23 protein-coding genes are annotated in these 21,528 nt (G+C 33.8%); 12 read left to right on the forward strand and 11 right to left on the reverse strand.

The features are described from left to right. Positions 1-7 precede the first annotated feature (7 nt). From BLT80_RS03020 to BLT80_RS19990, 3 genes are read left to right on the forward strand one after another with little or no spacing between them, the layout of a single operon-like run. Positions 8-508, forward strand: coding sequence for a GNAT family N-acetyltransferase (locus tag BLT80_RS03020; RefSeq protein WP_092466102.1), 501 nt, complete (start codon positions 8-10; stop codon positions 506-508). Beyond that, positions 505-1,839 carry an MATE family efflux transporter gene (locus BLT80_RS03025; protein WP_092466103.1) on the forward strand — a complete coding sequence of 445 codons (1,335 nt, stop codon included), beginning with the start codon at positions 505-507 and terminating at the stop codon, positions 1,837-1,839. The genes BLT80_RS03020 and BLT80_RS03025 overlap by 4 nt, the downstream gene beginning before the upstream one ends. A 26-nt stretch (positions 1,840-1,865) precedes the next feature. Beyond that, a complete protein-coding gene (locus BLT80_RS19990) occupies positions 1,866-2,042 on the forward strand; it encodes a hypothetical protein (protein ID WP_175455539.1) in 177 nt (58 codons plus the stop codon). A 107-nt stretch (positions 2,043-2,149) separates the two neighbouring features. On the opposite strand, the gene BLT80_RS03030 is transcribed toward BLT80_RS19990, so the two are convergent. Further along, positions 2,150-2,779, reverse strand: a complete 630-nt coding sequence (locus tag BLT80_RS03030) for a 2OG-Fe(II) oxygenase (protein WP_092466104.1) — start codon at positions 2,777-2,779, stop codon at positions 2,150-2,152. Positions 2,780-2,904: 125 nt separating this feature from the next. On the opposite strand from BLT80_RS03030, the gene BLT80_RS03035 reads away from it, so the two are divergent. Then, positions 2,905-3,357: a 6-pyruvoyl trahydropterin synthase family protein gene (locus BLT80_RS03035; RefSeq protein ID WP_092466105.1), complete on the forward strand. Its 453-nt coding sequence runs from the start codon at positions 2,905-2,907 to the stop codon at positions 3,355-3,357. A 10-nt stretch (positions 3,358-3,367) separates the two neighbouring features. Beyond that, positions 3,368-4,120, forward strand: a complete 753-nt coding sequence (locus BLT80_RS03040; RefSeq protein WP_092466868.1) for a UDP-2,3-diacylglucosamine diphosphatase — start codon at positions 3,368-3,370, stop codon at positions 4,118-4,120. Here BLT80_RS03040 and nrtS read toward each other — a convergent pair. From nrtS to BLT80_RS03065, 5 genes are all read right to left on the reverse strand, one after another. After that, a complete protein-coding gene (gene nrtS / locus BLT80_RS03045) occupies positions 4,117-4,341 on the reverse strand; it encodes a nitrate/nitrite transporter NrtS (RefSeq protein WP_092466106.1) in 225 nt (74 codons plus the stop codon). The genes BLT80_RS03040 and nrtS overlap by 4 nt on opposite strands. Positions 4,342-4,407: 66 nt before the next feature. Continuing rightward, positions 4,408-5,679, reverse strand: a complete 1,272-nt coding sequence (locus BLT80_RS03050; RefSeq protein ID WP_092466107.1) for an MFS transporter — start codon at positions 5,677-5,679, stop codon at positions 4,408-4,410. 79 nt (positions 5,680-5,758) lie between these two features. Next, the gene (locus BLT80_RS03055) at positions 5,759-6,853 is read right to left on the reverse strand and encodes an OmpA family protein (protein WP_092466108.1); all 1,095 of its coding nucleotides are present in this window, start codon (positions 6,851-6,853) and stop codon (positions 5,759-5,761) included. 25 nt (positions 6,854-6,878) lie between these two features. Next, the gene (recJ, locus tag BLT80_RS03060; protein ID WP_092466109.1) at positions 6,879-8,570 is read right to left on the reverse strand and encodes a single-stranded-DNA-specific exonuclease RecJ; all 1,692 of its coding nucleotides are present in this window, start codon (positions 8,568-8,570) and stop codon (positions 6,879-6,881) included. 20 nt (positions 8,571-8,590) lie between these two features. Beyond that, positions 8,591-9,019 (reverse strand): OsmC family protein, encoded by a 429-nt coding sequence (locus BLT80_RS03065; RefSeq protein WP_092466110.1) that lies wholly within the window; start codon positions 9,017-9,019, stop codon positions 8,591-8,593. Between the two features lie 65 nt (positions 9,020-9,084). On the opposite strand from BLT80_RS03065, the gene BLT80_RS03070 reads away from it, so the two are divergent. Together BLT80_RS03070 and BLT80_RS03075 are read left to right on the forward strand one after the other, a co-directional pair. Continuing rightward, positions 9,085-9,687 carry a carboxymuconolactone decarboxylase family protein gene (locus BLT80_RS03070; RefSeq protein ID WP_092466111.1) on the forward strand — a complete coding sequence of 201 codons (603 nt, stop codon included), beginning with the start codon at positions 9,085-9,087 and terminating at the stop codon, positions 9,685-9,687. Between the two features lie 17 nt (positions 9,688-9,704). After that, positions 9,705-10,478 (forward strand): toxin-antitoxin system YwqK family antitoxin, encoded by a 774-nt coding sequence (locus BLT80_RS03075; protein ID WP_139181005.1) that lies wholly within the window; start codon positions 9,705-9,707, stop codon positions 10,476-10,478. Between the two features lie 13 nt (positions 10,479-10,491). Here BLT80_RS03075 and BLT80_RS03080 read toward each other — a convergent pair whose 3' ends face one another. From BLT80_RS03080 to rsmI, 4 genes are all read right to left on the reverse strand, one after another. Further along, entirely contained in the window at positions 10,492-11,067 is a 576-nt protein-coding gene (locus BLT80_RS03080; RefSeq protein WP_092466113.1) for a uracil-DNA glycosylase family protein, read from the reverse strand. Between the two features lie 3 nt (positions 11,068-11,070). Further along, positions 11,071-12,432: a dihydrolipoyl dehydrogenase family protein gene (locus BLT80_RS03085; RefSeq protein ID WP_092466114.1), complete on the reverse strand. Its 1,362-nt coding sequence runs from the start codon at positions 12,430-12,432 to the stop codon at positions 11,071-11,073. A gap of 90 nt (positions 12,433-12,522) precedes the next feature. After that, positions 12,523-12,867 (reverse strand): HopJ type III effector protein, encoded by a 345-nt coding sequence (locus tag BLT80_RS03090; protein ID WP_092466115.1) that lies wholly within the window; start codon positions 12,865-12,867, stop codon positions 12,523-12,525. Positions 12,868-12,870: 3 nt separating this feature from the next. Continuing rightward, on the reverse strand, positions 12,871-13,542 hold the full coding sequence (rsmI, locus tag BLT80_RS03095) for a 16S rRNA (cytidine(1402)-2'-O)-methyltransferase (RefSeq protein ID WP_092466116.1): 672 nt from the start codon (positions 13,540-13,542) through the stop codon (positions 12,871-12,873). Positions 13,543-13,633: 91 nt separating this feature from the next. On the opposite strand from rsmI, the gene BLT80_RS03100 reads away from it, so the two are divergent. Then, entirely contained in the window at positions 13,634-17,047 is a 3,414-nt protein-coding gene (locus BLT80_RS03100) for a DUF7933 domain-containing protein (RefSeq protein WP_092466117.1), read from the forward strand. On the opposite strand, the gene BLT80_RS03105 is transcribed toward BLT80_RS03100, so the two are convergent. Then, complete coding sequence (locus tag BLT80_RS03105) at positions 17,044-17,796, reverse strand: hypothetical protein (protein ID WP_092466118.1); 753 nt, start codon at positions 17,794-17,796, stop codon at positions 17,044-17,046. The genes BLT80_RS03100 and BLT80_RS03105 overlap by 4 nt on opposite strands. Positions 17,797-17,970: 174 nt before the next feature. Between BLT80_RS03105 and BLT80_RS03110 the strand changes: the two genes are divergently transcribed. The 4 genes from BLT80_RS03110 to BLT80_RS03125 all read left to right on the forward strand — a co-directional run bounded on the left by BLT80_RS03110 (position 17,971) and on the right by BLT80_RS03125 (position 21,380). Beyond that, entirely contained in the window at positions 17,971-18,618 is a 648-nt protein-coding gene (locus tag BLT80_RS03110; protein WP_092466119.1) for a thymidine kinase, read from the forward strand. Continuing rightward, positions 18,611-19,720: an alanine racemase gene (gene alr, locus BLT80_RS03115; RefSeq protein WP_092466120.1), complete on the forward strand. Its 1,110-nt coding sequence runs from the start codon at positions 18,611-18,613 to the stop codon at positions 19,718-19,720. The genes BLT80_RS03110 and alr overlap by 8 nt, the downstream gene beginning before the upstream one ends. Before the next feature lie 83 nt (positions 19,721-19,803). After that, positions 19,804-20,205, forward strand: a complete 402-nt coding sequence (gene mscL / locus BLT80_RS03120; protein WP_092466121.1) for a large conductance mechanosensitive channel protein MscL — start codon at positions 19,804-19,806, stop codon at positions 20,203-20,205. Between the two features lie 185 nt (positions 20,206-20,390). Continuing rightward, complete coding sequence (locus tag BLT80_RS03125; protein WP_092466122.1) at positions 20,391-21,380, forward strand: aspartate-semialdehyde dehydrogenase; 990 nt, start codon at positions 20,391-20,393, stop codon at positions 21,378-21,380. The last annotated feature ends 148 nt before the right edge of the window (positions 21,381-21,528 follow it).

Genomic DNA, 21,528 nt, shown 5'->3' on the forward strand with positions numbered 1-21,528 from the left:
CAATATAATGATTCGTTTAGCAGAAGAAAGAGATATTCAATCAATTTTAAAAGTCACAAAATCTTGTGCTAAATTCATGATTTCTAATGGAGTTTTTCAATGGAATGACGATTATCCAAATAAATCTGCTTTTCAAAATGATATAAAGCGTAACGAGCTTTATGTTTTAGAGTTAGATGACGGCATTAAAGGTTGCATTGTGATTTCGACACTTATGGATTCAGAGTATATACCTATTGAGTGGTTGACTAAAAATGAAAACAACATTTATATTCATCGTTTAGCTGTTCACCCTCAATTACAAGGCAAAGGTTATGCACAACAATTGATGCATTTTGCAGAGCAATTTGCTATTGATAACAACTATAGTTCTATTCGATTAGATACCTTTTCGAAGAACAAAAGAAACCAAAAGTTTTACGAACTTCGCGGTTATAAACGATTAGGAGATATTTACTTTCCAAAGCAAAGTGAATTTCCTTTTCATTGTTACGAACAAGTATTGTGAGTACAGCTATAACTTTAAAACAAATTAACAAATTGGCGATTCCTGCTTTAATTGCGGGAGTGTCTGAACCTATTTTATCTTTAACTGATGCTGCAATCATTGGTAATATGGAACAGAATGCCACAACATCTTTGGCGGCAGTTGGTATTGTAACGACATTTTTATCCATGCTAGTTTGGGTCTTAGGTCAAACTCGAAGTGCTATTTCTTCAATTATTTCGCAATACTTAGGTGCCGGAAATGTGGAAACCGTGAAGAATTTACCAGCCCAAGCTATTTTTGTAATTACAACACTCAGTCTTGTAATTATAGCTATTACCTATCCCTTAGCTTCGCCTATTTTTAAACTTTACAATGCCTCGGGCGACATTCTAAATTATAGTGTAGACTATTATCAAATTCGGGTTTTTGGATTTCCCTTTACTTTGTTTACCATCGCTGTTTTTGGAACCTTTAGAGGACTTCAAAACACCTATTTCCCTATGCTAATTGCTATTTCTGGTGCATTGGCCAATATTATTCTCGACGTTGTGCTTGTCTATGGTATTAACGGTTTTATTCCTGCCATGCATATCAAAGGTGCTGCATATGCCAGTGTTATTGCGCAATTAATTATGGCTTTACTTTCGGCTTATTTTTTACTTAAAAAAACAGATATTCCGTTAATCGCAAAATTGCCTTTTAATCCTGAAATGAAACGTTTCGCGTTAATGATTCTCAATTTATTCATAAGAACGATTGCCTTAAATATTGCCTTGTATTTTGGAACGAGTTTTGCCACAAAATATGGTGAAAGCTACATTGCGGCTTATACCATTGCTATTAATTTATGGTTTTTAGGGGCTTTTCTTATTGATGGCTACGCAAGTGCGGGTAATATTTTATCAGGAAAATTATTTGGAGCAAAAGATTATAAAAACCTTTTAGAATTAAGTAATAAACTGATTAAATATGGCATTGTCGTCGGGCTTTTTATTGGCGTCATTGGTGCTGTATTCTATTATCCTTTAGGCAATCTATTTAGTAATGATGAAGCAGTATTAACGGAATTCTACAGCGTGTTTTGGATTGTTTTAGCCATGCAACCTTTATGTGCTCTAGCTTTTATTTTTGATGGTGTTTTTAAAGGGCTAGGCAAGATGAAGTATCTTAGAAACGTTTTGTTATTTTCTACAATTGTAATTTTTGTTCCTGTTATATTTTGGGTAGATCGCCTAGATTATAAACTCTATGGTATTTTTATCGCCTTTACATTGTGGATGATTGCTCGAGGCTTACCATTAATTATAAAATTTAGAAAAACATTTATTCCTCTAGCGCAAAACACTTAAATTTGATTATTAATTCAATTTCTATAATGAGCTTATTAATAACAATACTACAAGACGGTAATATAGACGAAAAACTTAAAAATGCACCAGACAGCAGTTATGGTGTTGGCGTGTTTATTGGTACACTCTTACCTTTTGTGGTTTTAGTTCTCATCGCTTTTGCGATTTATAGATATAACAAAAACAGATATAAAGACGAATAGTATGGATATTCTTGGCTTTTTAGGCGGAAACGGCTTATTCCTTATATTAGGATTAGTACTTGTAATTGTATTTTTCTACAACAAATATAAAAGACGTTAATATAGATTTACCGCGTTTTTAACCAACCTGTAATACTCAATCGCTGTGTATTTACGGGTTTTACTTCATGCTCTAATTCTTGGCTTTCAAAAATAACAACTTTGCCAGGAAAAGGATAAATAACCTTGTCTTCACCGTCTAAATAAAGGACTAATTCACCTCCGTTTTCAGGTTTCCAGTCTTCACTATTTAAATAACAAACAAAAGATAATTTACGTCGATCATCATTCTGAAACGTGTCTAAATGACGTTTGTAATAGGTGTCCTTAGGATAAATGGCATAATGGAATTCCTTCTGATTAATACCAAGAAAACAGGTGCGATTGAGGTAATCTTTTAAGTCATTGATTTTATTGAAGAATAATTGCTCTGCAGAATTGATAACGTTTTCATCTATCCAAAGAATAATATCTCCGCGTACTGCTTTTTTAACAAGCACATTGGTTTTATTCCCAATAGCCGATTTTTTAAACGCATCTTCTTCATACTTTAAAAGCAATGAATGCCGTAAAGCAACAACCTCATCTTCTGAAAAAAAATCATCAACAATACTATATTTTTGCGATGAAATGTCTGAAATAACACGCTCGTAAAGCGGATTTTCAACAAACGGAATAGCTTCGAAAAGGCTACTCACCGTGACTTTTAAAGAAATTCAATCCTTTCATTATTTTTTAAAAATTTAAAAAAAGTGCGCAAATGTAATCTAAAAAGCCATTCCTTTTACATTTATAATATCTTTGCACTATAATTTAAAATCGCATGAGTAAAATTCGCATTACAAAACAATTTTCTTTTGAAACAGGTCACGCATTATACGGTTACGACGGAAAGTGTAAAAATGTTCACGGTCATAGTTACCACCTTTTTGTTACTGTAATTGGCATACCAATTTCAGATTCTACTAACGTGAAATTTGGAATGGTCATCGATTTTGGTGATTTAAAGAAAATAGTAAAAGAAGAAATTGTAGATGTTTTTGACCATGCTACTGTTTTTAATAAAAACACACCACACGTTGAATTAGCTAGAGAATTAGAAGCTAGAGATCACAACGTATTGCTAGTAGATTATCAGCCAACAAGTGAAATGATGGTGATTGATTTTGCTGAAAAAATAAAGCAACGTTTACCAGAAACGATAAAATTACATTCTTTAAGGCTTTCAGAAACCACTTCTTCTTTTGCTGAATGGTATGCTAGTGATAATGAGTAAACCGAACCACATACATATTGCCGACGGAAAAAAAATCTATTTTGCATCAGATAATCATTTAGGAGCACCTACAAGTGAAGCCTCTCGACCTCGAGAAAAAAAATTCGTTGCTTGGTTAGATGAGATCAAACATGATGCTGCTGCTATTTTTTTGATGGGAGATCTCTTCGATTTTTGGTTCGAATATAAAACCGTAGTACCTAAAGGTTTTACAAGAACTTTAGGGAAACTAGCAGAAATTAGTGATTCCGGAATTCCGATTCATTATTTTGTGGGTAACCACGATTTATGGATGAATGGCTATTTTGAAGAAGAATTAGGTATTCCTGTTTATCATAAGCCTGAAGAATTCACGTTTAATGACACCTCTGTCTTTATTGGTCATGGTGATGGTTTAGGACCTGGAGATAAAGGCTATAAACGCATGAAAAAAGTGTTTACGAGTCCCTTTTTTCAATGGTTATTCAAATGGATGCATCCTGATATTGGAGTTAAAATCGGACAATATATGTCTGTAAAAAACAAAATGATTTCAGGCGATGATGATGCAAAATTTTTAGGAGAAGACAATGAATGGTTAGCGGTATATTGCAAACGTAAACTCGAAGATAAACACCGAGATTATTTTGTATTTGGTCATAGACATTTGCCTTTAGAAATTGACTTAAATGAAACGTCTAAGTACATTAATTTAGGCGACTGGATTCAGTATTATACCTATGGAGTTTTTGACGGTGAAAATTTTGAACTGAAAACCTATTAATGTCGTCCTGTTTTTACTTTAACAGAAGCGTAAGTAGATACAGAATACGGCACTACAAAACATAAGCCAAGCTTTACCCAATTTACCTTTTCAAAATTCAAATGATATAAAAGGTCTCCTTGGTTGATAATATTTAAAATACAACCAACCACTATAGCGACTTTAATTGAAGAGATGACGATGTCTTTTTCTAAAGCTATTTTAAGCAGTTTTAGAATCATGCTAAATGAAATGTTTAAATATTTTGCTGGCAAAAGTAATAAAAATGATAAGCCTTAAAAGTGATTTTATACTCCATCTTTTTCGTGTTCTTCAATATCTTTAGTGAGATCTAGTTCACGTAATGATTTGTTTTTAAAATGCATTGTTGTCACCGTGATAAGTGTTACGGTACCTCCAAGTATTACAGCCAATGGTGCTCCAAATAGTTTTGCAGCGACTCCACTTTCAAGCGCTCCAAGCTCATTAGAAGACCCAACAAACATAGAGTTAACGGCACCAACTCTTCCTCTCATATCATCTGGAGTCTTAAGCTGAAGAATGGTTTGACGAATTACCATAGACACACCATCAAACACACCAGATAAAAATAAAGCAACCAGACTCAGCCATAACAACTTAGAAGCTCCAAAAATAATCATACATATTCCAAAGCCAAAGACTGAAATTAGTAGTTTTTTTCCAGTGTTTTTTGTGATTGGTAAATAGGTAGTTGCCACCATAGTAATAATACTTCCAGAAGACAACGCTGCATTTAGAAAACCGAAGCCTCTTGGACCTGCATCTAAAACATCTTTAGCAAATACAGCAAATATGGCCACAGCGCCACCAAATAAAACAGCAATCATATCTAGGGTTAGTGCTCCTAAAATAACCTTATCGTTAAACACAAATCGTAGTCCAACTTTTAAACTGTCCATCACCGATTCATTCGTTTTTTTATTGAGAACAGGTTTCTTATTTATTCCAAAGACTAATATTAATGCTAACATCACGAGAGAAAATATAATTCCAAGCGTATAATGCACACCAATCCATGCGATTAAAAATCCGCCACAAAGTGCACCAAATACATTAGCCCCTTTCCAGGTACTACTACTCCATGTGGCTGCATTTGGGTATATTTTTTTAGGTACAATTAAGGCTATAAGCGAGAAAATAGTAGGTCCAAAAAAAGCTCTTAAAACACCACCAAAAAACACTAAACTATATATGCCATATAGAATATAGTTGACAGTCCAAGAACTTTCAATAGCTTCTGAAGTGAGCCAAAACAAGCCAAAACTGATTAATGAGAATAAGGCAATGCAAAGTGTAAACAAGTTTCGTTTTTCTTTTTTGTCAACAATATGGCCTGCAAAAGGGGCGAATAAAAATGCGGGTAAAAATTCACAAAGCCCAATAATGCCTAGACTTAATTTATCATTAGTTAAGGCATACACTTGCCATTCGATGACAATAAATTGCATAGACCAACCAAAAACCAATGCAAAACGCACCAATAAAAAGATGTTGAATTCCTTGATTCTTAATGCCGCGTATGGATCGTTTTTAGCCAAGATGATTTAAGTTACGAGACCTAGTAGGTCTATAATTGATTCAATACAAATGTATAATAAGCAAAGGTTTTATTTAGTTTTAAATCAACTTAAAAGCAACACGTCGATTTAATTGGCGTCCTTCTTCTGTGTCATTATCTGAAATAGGTTGCGTACTTCCAAAACCAAATGATTTAATTCTAGTTGCATTCAATCCTTTTTCAATTAAATAATCTAAAACCGCTTTGGCACGTTGTTCTGATAATTCTTGGTTTCTAGCTTCTAATCCTATGGAATCGGTATGACCATAGATTTCAACTTTTAATGTAAAATTAGTTTCTAAATGTTTGTAAAGTTGATTGAGTTCTTCTTTTGAAACAGCTAACAATTCGGCTTTATCAAAATCGAATAATACATTTTTAAAGGTGTAAATCTCATTAGTTTTAATGGTGGGTTCTTCAAGCGTTTTAAGGGTTTCTTTTTTGATGTTCTCTTCTTCTTTTTCTAAGGGTTCAATGGAAACGTCATCGATATAGTAATAGGAAAACGATTCATATTTAGTTTGTCTAGCTTTACTTTTTTTAGTGTCGGCATTCGTATTAAAATTTCCTATAGCAAAATAATTTTCAAAACCATTTGCGGTATATAGAAAGGAAACCTCCATCCAGTCTTTATCATTATCGTAGAATTCTTTGCTGAACGTTGGTCGAAATGTTAAATTAGGAATTCGTTTTGCAAAGTGTCTTGCATTGATATTCGTTTTACTTTTGGATGCATTGAATTTCTCAGACGTCATCATAATCCCCAATTCTTTGAGGGCATATCTTGAGTTTTCCGCTAAACTGATATAGAATTTAACTTGATATTTCTTCCCTCGCTCTAAGGTAGTTTTTAATGTGCCTTGAACATATTCTCTATAGTCTTTCTTGAAATACGCATATATACCAGCATAACCATTTCCGGTTCTGGCTTTTTGATAACCATTGAAGTTTTGGAAACTCATTTTCTCGCTACACGAATTAAAATAATCCGTTGTGCCATTATTGGGAATCGTCCAGTCTTTTACATTCCTATGAAATAAGCTCATATCTCTAGGGCAATCATAGAAGTGTTCAAAACTTGGATTTAAAATTAGGTTTTGACTATTTGAAATAAAGCCACAAAGAAAGAAGAGCAATACGACTGGTTGTTTCATATACAATCAAGAAGAGTTATCAGTTTTATTCTTTTATATCCTTCAATTTCAACTGTAAACTGACTTTGCCATTCCAATGATTTTCATCAATAGCATAGGCAGCACTAAATGGTCTTTTGCTTTTAATAATATCTATTTTATCGCCTAAGCCAAAACCAATACAGACAATTTTATCATTGAAGGATTGCGTCACTGTTAATCTAATGTGCTTATCATCTTCACCAACACATTTTCCCCAGCCTGTATCTTTTATATTTTGAGACATAAACGTTGGTGACATATTCCCAGGGCCAAATGGTGCAAATTGTTTTAGGATTCTCATCAGTTTATCATTGATTTGACCAAGTTCTATTTCTAAATCAACTTTAAGCTCTGGTGTTAACAATTTTGGGTCAATGGTTTCCTTAACTACACTTTCAAACTTAGCTTTAAAGGCGTCGTAATTTTTTGGATCTAAAGTTAAACCTGCAGCATATTTATGACCTCCAAATTGTTCAATATGTTCTGAACAGGCTTCCAATGCATTATACACATCAAAACCTGAAACGGAACGTGCCGAAGCCGCTAATTTATCTCCACTTTTGGTGAAAACAAGCGTGGGTCTGTAATAGGTTTCTATTAAGCGTGATGCTACAATACCAATCACTCCTTTGTGCCATGATTCGTCATAAACAACTGTGGTAAATCCTTCTTGCTCGTTATTCTCTTCAATTTGAACTAAAGCTTCTTGTGTAATGCGTTTATCGGTTTCGCGACGGTCTGTGTTAAACTCATCAATATCTACGGCATATTTTGCAGCAAGGTTAAAATCGGTTTCGGTTAAAAGCGTTACGGCGTGGTTACCATGTTTCATTCGCCCGGCGGCATTAATTCGAGGTGCGATAATAAAAACCACATCTGTTATAGTAAGAATGTCCTTTTTAACCTCAGCGATAATCGCTTTCATTCCAGGTCTTGGGTTGGTATTTATAATGTTTAAACCCATATAAGCCAAGGCTCTATTTTCATCTACAATGGGTACAATATCTGCACCAATGGCAGTAGCTACCAAATCGAGATATTCGGTTAAATCTTCTACGGTTTGCCCTTGGTTAGATGCCAAAGCAGTAATTAGTTTAAAGCCCACACCACAACCACAAAGTTCTTTAAATGGGTAATCGCAATCGTCGCGTTTAGGGTCTAAAACAGCAACCGCATCTGGAATTTCAGCTCCTGGTCTGTGGTGGTCACAGATTATAAAATCGATGCCTTTTTCTTTAGCATAAGTGACTTTATCAATGGCTTTTATACCACAATCGAGCGCTATAATTAGTGAAATATCATTATCGTCTGCAAAGTCTATTCCTTTATACGATATACCATAACCTTCATCATAACGATCTGGAATGTACGTGGCAACAGAATCCGTTCTTGTTTTTAAATAGGATGACATTAAAGCCACAGATGTTGTGCCATCAACATCATAATCGCCATAAACCATAATGTTTTCGCCTTGCTCAATCGCTTTTTCGATTCTAGCAACCGCTTTATCCATATCTTTCATTAAGAATGGATCATGAAGCTCGCTAAAACTTGGCCTGAAAAATGTTTTGGCAGCGTCATAAGTATCGATGCCTCTTTGCAATAATAATGTGGCAACAATATCGTCTACTTGAAGTGCTTTTTTTAGTTCTTCAACTTTTAATGGTTCTGGTTTTGGTTTTAATGTCCAACGCATAATTTCTTATATCGCGATTATTACTTTGTGCTTTCGTGAAAATAAATATTAGTTTTAACAGTTGCAAAACGACGAAACATTTCCATGACTCCACAATATTTATCAACAGATAAATTTACAGCACGTTCGCATTTTTTTTGATTTAAATCCGCACCATAAAAATGATAATCCACTACCACAGTGTGGTAATATTTAGGATGCTCATCGGTTAATTCGCCTGAAACATCCATTTTAAAATCATCAATTTCAACTTTCATTTTATCTAAAGTAGAAATCACATCTAAGCCAGAACAACCAGCTAGTGACGATAACATCATAGCCTTAGGAGCCATTCCTGAGTTGGTACCTCCAAAATCTTCTGAAGCATCCATCATAATTGATGGCCATCTTGGATTATCGGATTCAAAGACCATGTTTCCTTTCCAATGTGTTGTTATTTTATCTGCCATTTTTTTTAGTTTAAAAATTAGAACTAGTATCTTGTACAATCAAAAATACTACTAAAAAAATAACTATGGCATTAGTAACACCATTGTCTGCGGACCATGATTTAGAAACCAAAGAATTAGCTGAATTTTTTAATGAAACGCTTGGGTTTTGTCCAAATTCGGTTCTAACCATGCAACGTAGACCAGCAATAAGCAAAGCATTCATCAACTTAAATAAAGCCGTTATGGCCAATGAAGGCAAAGTAACCTCAGCTTTAAAACGTATGATTGCTTGGGTGAGTAGTAATGCTACAGGTTGTCGTTATTGCCAAGCACACGCCATTAGAGCAGCAGAACGCTATGGAGCAGAACAAGAACAATTAGATAATATTTGGGAATATAAAACGCATACTGCTTTTTCTGATGCAGAACGTGCTGCACTCGATTTTAGTTTAGCATCTTCACAAGTGCCAAATGCTGTGGATTCGGAAATAAAAGGACGTTTATATCAACATTGGGACGAGGGAGAAATTGTAGAAATGTTAGGCGTCATTTCTCTTTTTGGATACTTAAACCGCTGGAATGATTCTATGGGTACTGATATTGAAGAAGGCGCTGTAGAAAGTGGAAATAAGTATTTAGGGAAGCATGGTTATGAAGTTGGGAAGCATGATGGGTCTTGGTATTAATTAAAACAAAATCTTTTATGAAGCTATTAAAATTCACGTTTCTAATCTTAGTAACTGTGTTGTTATTTTCTAGGTGTAAATCTTCTGAAAAGGATAAGAATGATGATTCTTTTACTTTTATAGAAAGGCATGCTTATACTATTAATAATTATAATGGATTAGATTATTATAGGCTTAACAAGACTAAGAAGTTTATGGATGGCTACTATGTTGTTGGAAATAAAATGTCTAAATGGGAGGAATTTGAATTTGATGGTGGGTTATTAAATGGCGATTATATTGTGTTTCATCCGAACGGTGAAATGTTTTCTCATACCAAATATTCTAAAGGGAAAAGACATGGTGATGAACTAATGTATTATCCTAATGGTGTTTTAAATAGTAAAAGCACTTATGATAATGACATATTAGTAGGGGGTAAATACACATATTTTAATAGTGGGAAAGTATTATCAGAATCGAAAATTGAAGATGGTAAATCTATAGAAACACAACATTTTGATGTATTAGGTAATATTGCCTCTCAAAGTTTTATAAAAGACGGTAGAACTATAACCCAAAGAATTGTTGAAGGGAAAATTTATTCTGAAATGGTATCCTCTAATTATGACAGCTATGAAACTGTAAAATTTTATAATGAAGATGGAAGTACTAAGATTTATTTACAAAGAGAAGAAGAAAATGATACGATGTATATTATAGAATTAAATGACAACGGAAAAGAAATAAAACGTGTGAATCTTAAAGCTAATCCTGAAGAAGGTATGAAATACGCTGCATATTTTAATTAGGTTTTAGCATCATCTATTCCTTGAGTATGTTTTTTACTTGTTTCTCTAGTTCAGGCACCACCAACTCCTCAAACCAAGGATTCTTACTTCGCCAAAACCGATTCGTTGGTGATGGATGCGGAATTGGAAAATAGGTTGGTAAATACTCTTTATAATCTCCTATTGTTTCTGTCAAGGTTCGTTTAGCTCTTTCTTTTAAATAATATTGCTGTGCATATGCACCAATTAAAATAATCAATTCTACATTCGGCATTTTATCTAATAATTGCTGATGCCATTGTGGTGCGCATTCTGACCTTGGTGGCAAATCTCCTGTTTTTGCTTTTCCGGGATAGCAAAATCCCATTGGTATAATCGCAAAATTCTCGGAGTTATAGAATTGTTCATCAGTGACATTAAGCCATTGTCTTAGTTTTTTTCCGCTTTGGTCGTCCCACGGAATTCCAGATTGATGCACTTTTGTTCCTGGAGCCTGACCAATAATAACAATTTTAGATTTTGGGTTTGCCGTTGCTACAGGTCTCGGCCCTAAAGGTAAATGTGATTTACAAATGGTACATTGACTGATATTATGGAGTAATTCTTTCATTTTTTAATCCTCATCCTTCAACATACTCTTTAAATCATTCGTATAAGATGGATATGTAAATATCTGCTTTTTAAAATCACGAATTGTTAAACCTTCATTCATGGCTAGAGTCAAAATATTAATCGTTTCATTCGCTTGAGAACTTAATAAATTGGCACCCACAATTTTTTGAGTACGCTCATTAACAATAATTTTATAAGCGTAAGCATCGGCATTTTCTTTTTTAGAACTGTACCAATCCGAAGTATCTCCTTTATAAACGATCACATTTTTGTATCTGCTTTTAGCTTCTTCTTCAGAATAACCTACACTCGCCAATTGCGGTTTGGTAAAAACAACAGAAGGTACTAATGGGTTTTCAAACTCCTTAGAATTACCATTTATAATGTTATGGCCTGCAATATAACCTTGTAATCCAGATAAGGGTGTTAATGGTAAAGATTTACTCGATACGTCTCCACATGCATACACATTTTCGTTGCTTATACTTTGCATAAAATCATTGACTAAAACCCCAGATTCATCAGCTTTTATATCAGCATTTTCTAAATCTAATTTTTCTACTGCTGGCACACGACCTGCGGTATTAAATATCTTTCTGGCTTTTATTGTTTTTGTTTTACCGCCTTTTTCATACGTCAGTTTTAAGTTTTTCTTCAGTTTTTCTATGGAGATCGGTGTTGTGTTAAACATAAATTTAACTCCATTCTTTTCTAAAACCTTGGTTAATTTTTCAACCAAAAACGAATCAAACTGTGTTAACGGACTATCACCAACTTCAATCATAGTAACGTCACATCCTAATGTTGAAAGCATATAACAAAATTCCATTCCAACATAACCTGAACCAATAAATATGGCTGATTTCGGAATTTTTTTCAAATTGAGAATATCATCACTGGTCTTTAATAAGTCCGAACCTTTAAGCTCTAATGGTCGCGGGACATAACCTGTTGCGATTACAAATTTATCTGCAGAAATGGTTTTACCTTCAACTGTAATTTCATTTTTACTAATGAATTTTGGGGATTGATGATATAAATCAATGCCTAAATCCGTTAAGTTATTTTCGGTTGAAGATGGTACAGGTTTAGTGAAAGACGTTTTAAATTTCTGAACAGCTTTCCAATTAATTTTAGGTGACTTTTTAATTCCAAAACCTTTGAGTTGATTGGAGTGCTGCACTAAATCTGCAAATTGCATTAGTATTTTTTTTGGATCGCAACCTCGTGTTGCACAAGTGCCTCCATATTCGCGTTTATCTGAAATAGCCACTGTTAATCCTGCTGCGATACAAGCTTTTGCTGCTGTTTGGCCTGCAATACCGCTACCAATAACAAATACATTATAATGTTTAGTCTCCATAATTTAAGTTTGAATTAGAAAATTAAGGAAAGAAAATGATAATGACTGATGCTGTCGCTGTAAAGGTTAACCCAATTACGAAACGTCCTTTTATTTTTTCTTTAACGGGAAGGTTTCAAAGTAGAGACCTTCATAGCCTGTTTTAATAAAATTTCGGATGTTTTGATGTCCTGTTCCGTCCGGATGTATTAAAACATCTTCAAAATAATAGTTGCCAAAACAGGCTAAGGCTTCTTCTGCTGTTAAATTTTGATCTACAGCAAAGGCAAATAGTTTACAAGAGCCTGAGTTTTCATCTTTACCATTGTTTAATGTTCCATTTTTAAAAGCTGTTGGAGTATACTCGTAATGGGCTTCTATGATGTTCATGGTTTCAGAAAATTCAATCTGTTTAGGAGTAGATTTAAGTGTCTCTAAAAAAGTATTTAAAGTCATGTTTTATTTCTGTTTTCCGTCAACTACAATCACAATTTCTCCTTTTGGTGGCTTATTTGTGTAGTGTTCTAAAACTTCTTTTGCTGTTCCTCTAATGGTTTCTTCGTACAATTTTGTTATTTCTCTTGATACAGAGACCAAACGATCTTCTCCAAAATATTCGCAAAAATGACCAAGAGTTTTTATCAGCTTATGAGGACTTTCATAAAAAATGATGGTTCTAGTTTCTTCGGCTAAGAGTAATAATCGCGTTTGTCGTCCTTTTTTTACAGGCAAAAAGCCTTCAAACACAAATTTATCGTTTGGTAAACCGCTATTGACTAGGGCTGGGACAAATGCTGTTGCTCCCGGTAAACAATCGACTTCAATATTGTTTTCTACACATGCTCTAACTAACAAAAATCCAGGGTCTGAAATCGCAGGTGTACCTGCATCACTAATTACTGCAATTGTTAATCCTGCTTTTAGTTTTTCAATTAAATGATTCACCGTTTTATGTTCGTTGTGCATATGGTGACTTTGCATTTGCGTGGTGATCTCAAAATGCTTCAAAAGTTTTCCAGATGTTCTGGTATCTTCAGCTAAAATTAAATCGACCTCCTTTAAAACATCTATGGCTCTAAAGGTGATGTCTTTTAAATTTCCGATTGGTGTGGGAACGAGGTATAACTTCATGTTTAAATAAACTTAATATCAAATTTACAATCTTTTCTATATCTTAACGCAACCATTTGTAAGAATCTACATCTTATATAAAAACCAACCTGTGACTAAACCGCTTTGCTTTTTATTAGTTCTCTTTTCAAGTATCTATGTTTCATATAGTCAAACTACGGATTTATCTATTGCCATTGAGGCTCAAAATTTAAGTGGCACTCCTGTGTCTCAAGTCAATATTTATGAGGATTTTCAATATGTGATTACCGTTTTAAATTCTGGAAATTCAGTTGATAACGCGTCAATATCTATAAATTTTGATACGGATTTAACGATTAATTCATATGCTTCACAAAATAATACGAATGGAGCATCTGATGTTGCTAATATTAGTATTGTAAATAATGTTTTAACGGCTTCGATTGCGGCAATGCCAAATAATTCGAGCGTAGAACTGATAGTTTTGGTTACTGCACCTACTAATTTAGGAGGCATTGCAGCGAATGGAACAATTAATCCTCCCGACAACATTGAAGATACTAACACAAGCAATAATCAATCTATAATATCTATTGATGTCTTAGATATAGATATTGATTTTACAGTGATTCATGAACAAATTAGTCCTCCAGAAGGAACAGCGATTAACGCGTGGGGAGATACAGTAACATATCAATTTACGATTACCAATAATAGTGTTATAGATTTTCCAATTACACAGATTGAAGGAAATTTAATTCTGGCATCTTCTAATTTTACTGGTCAGCCTTTTGCTGAATTTGTTTCATTAGAATGTATTGGAACAAATAATGGAACTGTATGCCCTGATCTAACCGATGTATTAGGTAATTCTACTACTGTTGGTAGTTCAAATGTTTCAATTCCAACGACACTCTTTGTTAATAGTGAAGAACTTGAAATAACATCAGGAGGGAGCATCACATTTGAAATGGTTTATCGTTACTCAAACTTTTCGTGTACAGTAGATCCTATGCCCATACAGGTGAATAGTTTTATTAAGATTTCAATAGATCATCACATTCTCTCATCAATAAATTCAAATTTTGTAACTACTCATTTATTAGAGGCGAACTTATGTCCAGAAACAGATATTTGTATTGAAACGGTACAGGTTGACCCTGAAATAACTTCCGACATAGCATATAACCAAGAGATCACATTTATTACTACAGTTTGTAATATGGGCTCAGTAGAAACTCCTATGCGGTTTTTTCTCCAAAATTTATCCTTTCCTAATGCCATTTGGAATATCATTTCGGTTAATTGTATAGAGACATCCGGACCTGTTTTATGTAGTGACTTTATACTAACTAGTGAAGGTGGTCAAGTATGGTCGAGTAGCAGCTTTATTCTACAACCTAATACTACAATTACAATAGAAACTGTTCTTGAATATATTGAACCCGAGTGTGCTACTAATACTAATTCAATGTCTGCCGTTATTAGAAGCGGTACTAATATTTTAGACACTCAATTAGTGGATAGTAACCCTTTAAATAATTATTTTACTAATCAAATAGAACTTCCTCCTGTTCTTAATCTTTGTGTGGAGTCTGATTTAAAGGTAACTAAAGTTCAAACAAGTCCAGAATTACCAATTGGTAGCTCACCAAACAACACAACGGGATGGGGGTTGGTGTCCTATGAAATAACGGTTAACAATGATGGAGATACAGATGCTATTATTGAAGTTAGGGACTATATGCCAAGTGTTGATAATGGTGATGTTTCCGTTAATGGGATGTTAGTTTCGGTAGAATGTACTGGTACTACTGGGACAGCTTCTTGTTTTGAAATAGAAAATACAAATATTGGCGAGTTATTTGATGGAGTTCCCGAAGAGGGGCAATTGGATATTTTTTGGCAAATTATACCTGAAGATAACTGGGTATTGCCTGCCAACAGTTCTGTTAATTTTAGTGTTGCTATAGATTGGTTGCCCGAGTGTTCTACATCTCCTATTGAGGCAACTAATGAGGTTGTAGCGTATTATGTAAATGATATAACAGATTATAACATTACAAATAACAGAGCTGAGGTTCATACATATTTTGCTCCTTGTGTAGATTTAGTAACCCAAACATATCCAGAATTTACACAGGTTAACACTAACCAAGCTTTTAATTGGGTTATAGATATTAGTAATAGTACCACGAGCTCTAATGCTACAGATGTTCTTTTCGAAAACACCCTTAATTCTGCCTTTACTATAGTGGGATCTCCTAGTTGTATCGTTGCTTCAGGTGCAGCTTCATGTATGTCAAATTTTAATATTACAGGGAATTTTATATCAGGGATAATTCCAAATATGGAAGCGGGTTCCACGGTTAAAATTAGTATTCCTGTAACTGCTCCAAGTTATGGTGGTGCCTTTAATAATATTGCCGAAGCCATTCCTAGTGCTGAAAATAATGAAGAATTAACACCAGAGACTAATATTTCTATTAATAGCGTACAAGTTATAGCTCCTGTTTTACAAAAATCATTTGTACCCGAAACTATTATTGAAGGAGGTGAAAGCGAATTAATATTTACCGTTTTTAATATTGCTTCAAATCCGACTCAAACTCAAATCTCTTTTACAGATAATCTGCCCAATGGTGTTTTTCTTATAGGTTTACCAAATTGGATTGAAGCCAATGGTAGTATAACAACATTTATTGGGGAAATAGGAGATGCGTTTGTCGGAATCGAAAATTTAGTGTTTCCAGAGGGTGTTGATAGTTGTACCTTTTCTGTTATGGTGAGCTCAGATGTTTCAGGAACTTATCTCAATAATTTTCAAAATTTTACTAACAATAATAATTTAGATATCTCTCAAACGAGCGCAACATTAAATGTTATTGTGGACACGTCTGATGTCGATATTGAAATCACTAAAACTGTAATGCCTGCAGAAGCTTTTTATGGTCAAAATGTAGATTTTACTATTACAGCAACTAACTTAGGAACGACAACAGCAACTCTAATTGAAGTGATTGATATTTTACCTCAAGGTTACGAGTTTGTTTCAGCAACTACTAGTTCCGGTGTTTTTGATGACACTACGTTTAATTGGAATATTCCAAGTTTAAATCCAAATACCCCCGAATCTTTAGTGTTAACCGCAAGCGTAATTTCTTCAACCGATTTAACCAATTTAGCAATATTACATAGTGTTAACGAACCTGATAGAGATTTAACGAATAATGAAGATCATGCTACTGTAGAAATTTCTAATTGTTTAATTATACCTGAAGGTATTTCACCAAATAATGACGGTAAAAATGATACGTTTGATATTCCTTGTATTGAAGATTATATGGATAATACCCTTAAAATATACAACCGTTACGGCACCCAAATTTATGAAGCAAAAAACTACATAAATACATGGGATGGTGAAGCCAACATGGGACTTTTAAAAAGCTCAAAAGTGTTACCGGTTGGTACGTATTTTTACGTTTTAAACATTAGAGGTATTGATAAACCTTTTATAGGTTACGTTTATTTGAATTATTAATTAAACCGACCCTCAACAAGTTCAATAAAACGCTCTTCGTATTCTTCTTTACCACTCCAATTGTTATAGTCTGGCTTAACATATTCTAAAATTAATGTTCTAGCTTCTCCTAAAGAATGGGTGGTGTTAATTTGAGATATTACTCGATCGTAATCTTCGTTTTTGCCTTCAAACAAATGCTTAATAAAAGCTAACTTATCATTAAGACCTATCTTTAATTGTTGACCTTTCAGTTTGTCATTTAAAGATTTATTAGTGTTTTCAACTTCACGTTTTTGTGCCTCTTCAATAGGTTCAAACTCCGGAATCTTATCAAAACCAGAGGTGATAGTTTCAAATTCTATAGTCTCAGGTGCTTCCGTTTCTTTTTGTAGAATTTTCTCCAAAATAGGATCTGTAGGTTCCGTTTCTTTGGGCATATGTTCAAACATATCCTTAATTTTGGCCATCACAGGTTCCATAATTTCATCATGTTCAACCTCATCTACATTGACATAAGTTCTATCTTCAACTTCGATATTATCACTAACCTTATTATTAAATGCGGTATCTAGCATATCAAAAAATGAAGAGTCATTACCAATTGTTGGCATATGGTCTTCAAAATTTTCTTGGGCAAATTTTAAAACAGTAAGTTTTTCATAGAGTGCAGCAACTTCTTCGTGAAGTTTATCTACATCCTCTCTACCTTTTAATTTTAGAATCCTGTGCGCAATGCTCACTAATTCTGATTCTAATTTCTTTTTCATAGTTCTAAGTTATTTTATAATTCTTCAAGTATTGAAAATCAATTCATAAATCTAATAAAAAAGGAATATAATTTCTTTATGCTCTTTTCGTAAGTTTTACTTTTGATTTTTAATAAATTTGCGTGACCTTTATAAAATCGAAGACTAGCTTCGATTCAGTGCTAAAATTACAAAATGTTTCTCGAAAATACAGTAAATCAGAAAGAACAATTTGGGTGGATTGAAGTCATTTGTGGATCGATGTTCTCAGGTAAGACCGAAGAACTAATCCGACGACTAAAACGCGCGCAATTTGCTAAACAAAAGGTGGAGATTTTTAAACCCTCAGTTGATGTGCGTTACGATGAAGAGATGGTCGTTTCTCATGATGCGAATGAAATCCGTTCTACACCAGTGCCTGCTGCTGCTAATATTCCAATTTTAGCAGATGGATGCGATGTGGTTGGTATAGATGAAGCGCAATTTTTTGATGATGAGATTGTTCGCGTTTGTAATGATTTAGCCAACAAAGGTGTGCGTGTCATTGTTGCAGGATTAGATATGGACTTTAAAGGAAATCCTTTTGGGCCTATGCCAAATCTTATGGCGACAGCAGAGTATGTTACTAAAGTACATGCCGTTTGTACAAAAACCGGAAATTTAGCACAATACAGTTATAGAAAAGCATTGAGTGATGATCTAGTTTTACTCGGAGAAGTTGACGAATACGAACCTTTAAGTAGAGCTGCTTATTATAAAAGTATGCAAAGAGATAAAGTAAGACAGATGAAAGTGAATGATGCAGAGGAAGTCGATTCTAAAGACGAAAACCGTAATGTCTAAAGCTCTAGAAACTATTCTCGAAATTGATTTAAGTGCACTAACACATAACTTCAATTATTTAAAGTCAAAACTTCAGCCACAAACAAAATTTTTAGCCGTAGTTAAAGCCTTCGCTTATGGTAGTGATTCTGTAGAAATTGCAAAACATCTTCAAAAATTAAACGTAGATTATTTTGCTGTTGCGTATACTCAAGAAGGAGTGGTTTTGAGAGATGCCGGAATTACGACACCCATTATTGTGCTGCATCCGCAGTCTGTAAATGCGCAAACACTAATCGATAGATGTTTAGAGCCTAGCATTTATAGTGCTCATGTTTTAAGTGAGTTTATTAAAACTGCTGAAGCGCAATCTCAAAAAAAATATCCGGTTCACATAAAGTTTAATACAGGATTAAACAGACTCGGTTTTAAAAATAATGATATTGAAAGCTTAGTTGCTTCGCTTAAAAAGACATCATCGGTTAAAGTAAAATCTCTGTTTTCGCATTTAGTGGCTAGTGAAGATGCCAACGAATCAGAGTTTTCTAACCTTCAAATTGAACGGTTTAAAACGATCGCAAAAAACTTTGAAGAAGGAACTGGTATTAAGCCTTGGTTACATATGTGTAATACGTCTGGTATTCTCAATTATCCCGAAGCACATTTTGATATGGTGCGCAGTGGCATTGGACTTTATGGTTTTGGTAATTCTATTGAGGAAGATAAAAATCTCAAACCTATAGCGAGTTTAAAATCTGTGATTTCTCAAATTCATGAGATTGAAAAAGGAGAAACCGTAGGTTATAATAGAGCCTATACATCTCAAGGTGTTGAACGAACAGCAACCATTCCTATTGGGCATGCCGATGGTATTAGCCGTATTTATGGTAACGAAAATGGCTTTGTAATTATCAATGGTGAAAAAGCTTATATAATTGGTAATGTGTGCATGGACATGATAATGGTAAACATTACTGGTATAAATTGTAAAGAAGGAGATGAGGTTATTGTTTTCGATGCTACCCATACAGCAAGTAATCTAGCAGAATCAGCACATACTATTTCTTATGAAATTTTAACTGCAATATCGCAACGTGTAAAACGTGTTTTTTTACCTGAATAATATTTTTTTTAAGATATTGTGACTTTTTTAACTAACTTAGGGTCATATCAACATATTAACTAACTAATAAAAAACACGTAATTATGTTAAAAGAATTTAAAGAATTTGCAATGAAGGGCAACCTTATAGACATTGCAGTCGGTTTTGTAATGGGTGCTGCTTTTAAAGAAGTAGTTACTGCATTTACAGGAGGTATTGTGTCTCCTTTAATTGGTATGATTTTCGACTCAGACTTTAAAGCATTGAGATATCAGTTAAAAGAAGGTTCATTAAATGACGCTGGCGAAATGGTTGGTGATGTTTTCTTAGAATACGGTACATTTTTAACTAATGTAATTGATTTTATCATTGTAGCATTTGTAATGTTCCTTGTAGTTAAAGGAGTTAATAATATGAAAAAGAAAGAAGAACCTGCACCAGCTGCGCCTACAGGACCATCTGAAGTTGAGTTATTAATCGAAATCAGAGATTCATTAAAAAAATAAATTAGGTATAGCGTCATCGCTACACTATTGTTTTTAACTAAACCCAGACTGTAATAGTCTGGGTTTCTTTTTGTAATTACAAATTCAATAATTAAAACCCTATATTTTTATTAGATTTTTAAGCCTAAATAGAATGCTTTACTTAAAGAAATATTATAATTTTGAAAGTTCTAAATATATGATTTATGAAAGTAGCAATTGTAGGTGCAACAGGCATGGTTGGTAGTGTAATGCTTAAAGTATTAGAGGAACGCAATTTTCCTTTAGACGAATTATTACTAGTAGCTTCAGAACGTTCTGTCGGTAGTAAATTAAAATACAAGGGTAAGGATATTGAAGTGATTAGTATTCCTACTGCTATTGAAAAACGTCCTGATATTGCTTTGTTTTCTGCAGGTGGTAACACGTCTTTAGAATGGGCTCCAAAATTTGCTGAAGTTGGTACAACGGTTATCGACAATTCTTCGGCTTGGAGAATGGACTTATCAAAAAAATTGGTAGTTCCAGAAATTAACGCTAGTGAGTTAGAAAAAACAGATAAAATTATAGCTAATCCTAACTGCTCTACGATTCAAATGGTGATGGCATTAGCACCACTTCATAAAAAATATAAAATTAAACGCGTCGTTGTTTCAACCTATCAATCGGTATCTGGTACAGGTGTAAAAGCTGTTGAACAGATGGAAAATGAAATTGCAGGTATAAAAGGTGAGATGGCATATCCGTATCCTATTCATAAAAATGCAATTCCACATTGCGACGTTTTTGAAGATAATGGTTATACCAAAGAAGAGATGAAATTGGTAAATGAAACTCAAAAAATTCTTAATGATCGTACAATTGCGGTGACTGCAACTGCTGTTAGAATTCCTACAGCTGGTGGGCACAGTGAAGCAATTAACGTGGAGTTTGAAAATGATTTTGATCTTAATGAGGTAAGACAATTACTAAACGATACAGATGGGGTTACACTACAAGATAACTTAGATGTTAACTTATATCCTATGCCTATGTATGCGCATGGTAAAGACGATGTTTTTGTAGGTCGTATTAGACGAGATGGCTCTCAACCTAACACACTAAATCTTTGGGTTGTTAGTGATAACCTTAGAAAAGGAGCTGCAACGAACACCGTTCAAATAGCAGAATACCTTATTAAAAATGGTTTAGTGTAGTTTTATAAAATCAATTTAGATTATTTGAAAATAGCATATATTCAAGGATTTCAACTCATTATTTATATAGTTAGTTGAAATTCTGCATATATTGTCGTTCCAAATTTACTTTTAGTGGTTTGTTATTAACAAGTTACTAAATCCTTAT

The organism is Winogradskyella thalassocola (assembly GCF_900099995.1).
GTDB classification, from domain to species: Bacteria; Bacteroidota; Bacteroidia; order Flavobacteriales; family Flavobacteriaceae; genus Winogradskyella; species Winogradskyella thalassocola.

What these genes read in the sequence shown, in the direction of transcription:
- mscL (WP_092466121.1), top strand. Translation starts at nt 19,804, where the DNA reads ATGTTAAAAGAATTTAAAGAATTTGCAATGAAGGGCAACCTTATAGAC.
- recJ (WP_092466109.1), bottom strand. Translation starts at nt 8,570, where the DNA reads ATGCGTTGGACATTAAAACCAAAACCAGAACCATTAAAAGTTGAAGAA.
- BLT80_RS03055 (WP_092466108.1), bottom strand. Translation starts at nt 6,853, where the DNA reads ATGAAACAACCAGTCGTATTGCTCTTCTTTCTTTGTGGCTTTATTTCA.
- BLT80_RS03125 (WP_092466122.1), top strand. Translation starts at nt 20,391, where the DNA reads ATGAAAGTAGCAATTGTAGGTGCAACAGGCATGGTTGGTAGTGTAATG.
- BLT80_RS03020 (WP_092466102.1), top strand. Translation starts at nt 8, where the DNA reads ATGATTCGTTTAGCAGAAGAAAGAGATATTCAATCAATTTTAAAAGTC.
- nrtS (WP_092466106.1), bottom strand. Translation starts at nt 4,341, where the DNA reads ATGATTCTAAAACTGCTTAAAATAGCTTTAGAAAAAGACATCGTCATC.
- alr (WP_092466120.1), top strand. Translation starts at nt 18,611, where the DNA reads ATGTCTAAAGCTCTAGAAACTATTCTCGAAATTGATTTAAGTGCACTA.
- BLT80_RS03085 (WP_092466114.1), bottom strand. Translation starts at nt 12,432, where the DNA reads ATGGAGACTAAACATTATAATGTATTTGTTATTGGTAGCGGTATTGCA.
- BLT80_RS03090 (WP_092466115.1), bottom strand. Translation starts at nt 12,867, where the DNA reads ATGACTTTAAATACTTTTTTAGAGACACTTAAATCTACTCCTAAACAG.
- BLT80_RS03105 (WP_092466118.1), bottom strand. Translation starts at nt 17,796, where the DNA reads ATGAAAAAGAAATTAGAATCAGAATTAGTGAGCATTGCGCACAGGATT.
- BLT80_RS03065 (WP_092466110.1), bottom strand. Translation starts at nt 9,019, where the DNA reads ATGGCAGATAAAATAACAACACATTGGAAAGGAAACATGGTCTTTGAA.
- BLT80_RS19990 (WP_175455539.1), top strand. Translation starts at nt 1,866, where the DNA reads ATGAGCTTATTAATAACAATACTACAAGACGGTAATATAGACGAAAAA.
- BLT80_RS03110 (WP_092466119.1), top strand. Translation starts at nt 17,971, where the DNA reads ATGTTTCTCGAAAATACAGTAAATCAGAAAGAACAATTTGGGTGGATT.
- BLT80_RS03075 (WP_139181005.1), top strand. Translation starts at nt 9,705, where the DNA reads ATGAAGCTATTAAAATTCACGTTTCTAATCTTAGTAACTGTGTTGTTA.
- BLT80_RS03070 (WP_092466111.1), top strand. Translation starts at nt 9,085, where the DNA reads ATGGCATTAGTAACACCATTGTCTGCGGACCATGATTTAGAAACCAAA.
- BLT80_RS03035 (WP_092466105.1), top strand. Translation starts at nt 2,905, where the DNA reads ATGAGTAAAATTCGCATTACAAAACAATTTTCTTTTGAAACAGGTCAC.
- BLT80_RS03080 (WP_092466113.1), bottom strand. Translation starts at nt 11,067, where the DNA reads ATGAAAGAATTACTCCATAATATCAGTCAATGTACCATTTGTAAATCA.
- rsmI (WP_092466116.1), bottom strand. Translation starts at nt 13,542, where the DNA reads ATGAAGTTATACCTCGTTCCCACACCAATCGGAAATTTAAAAGACATC.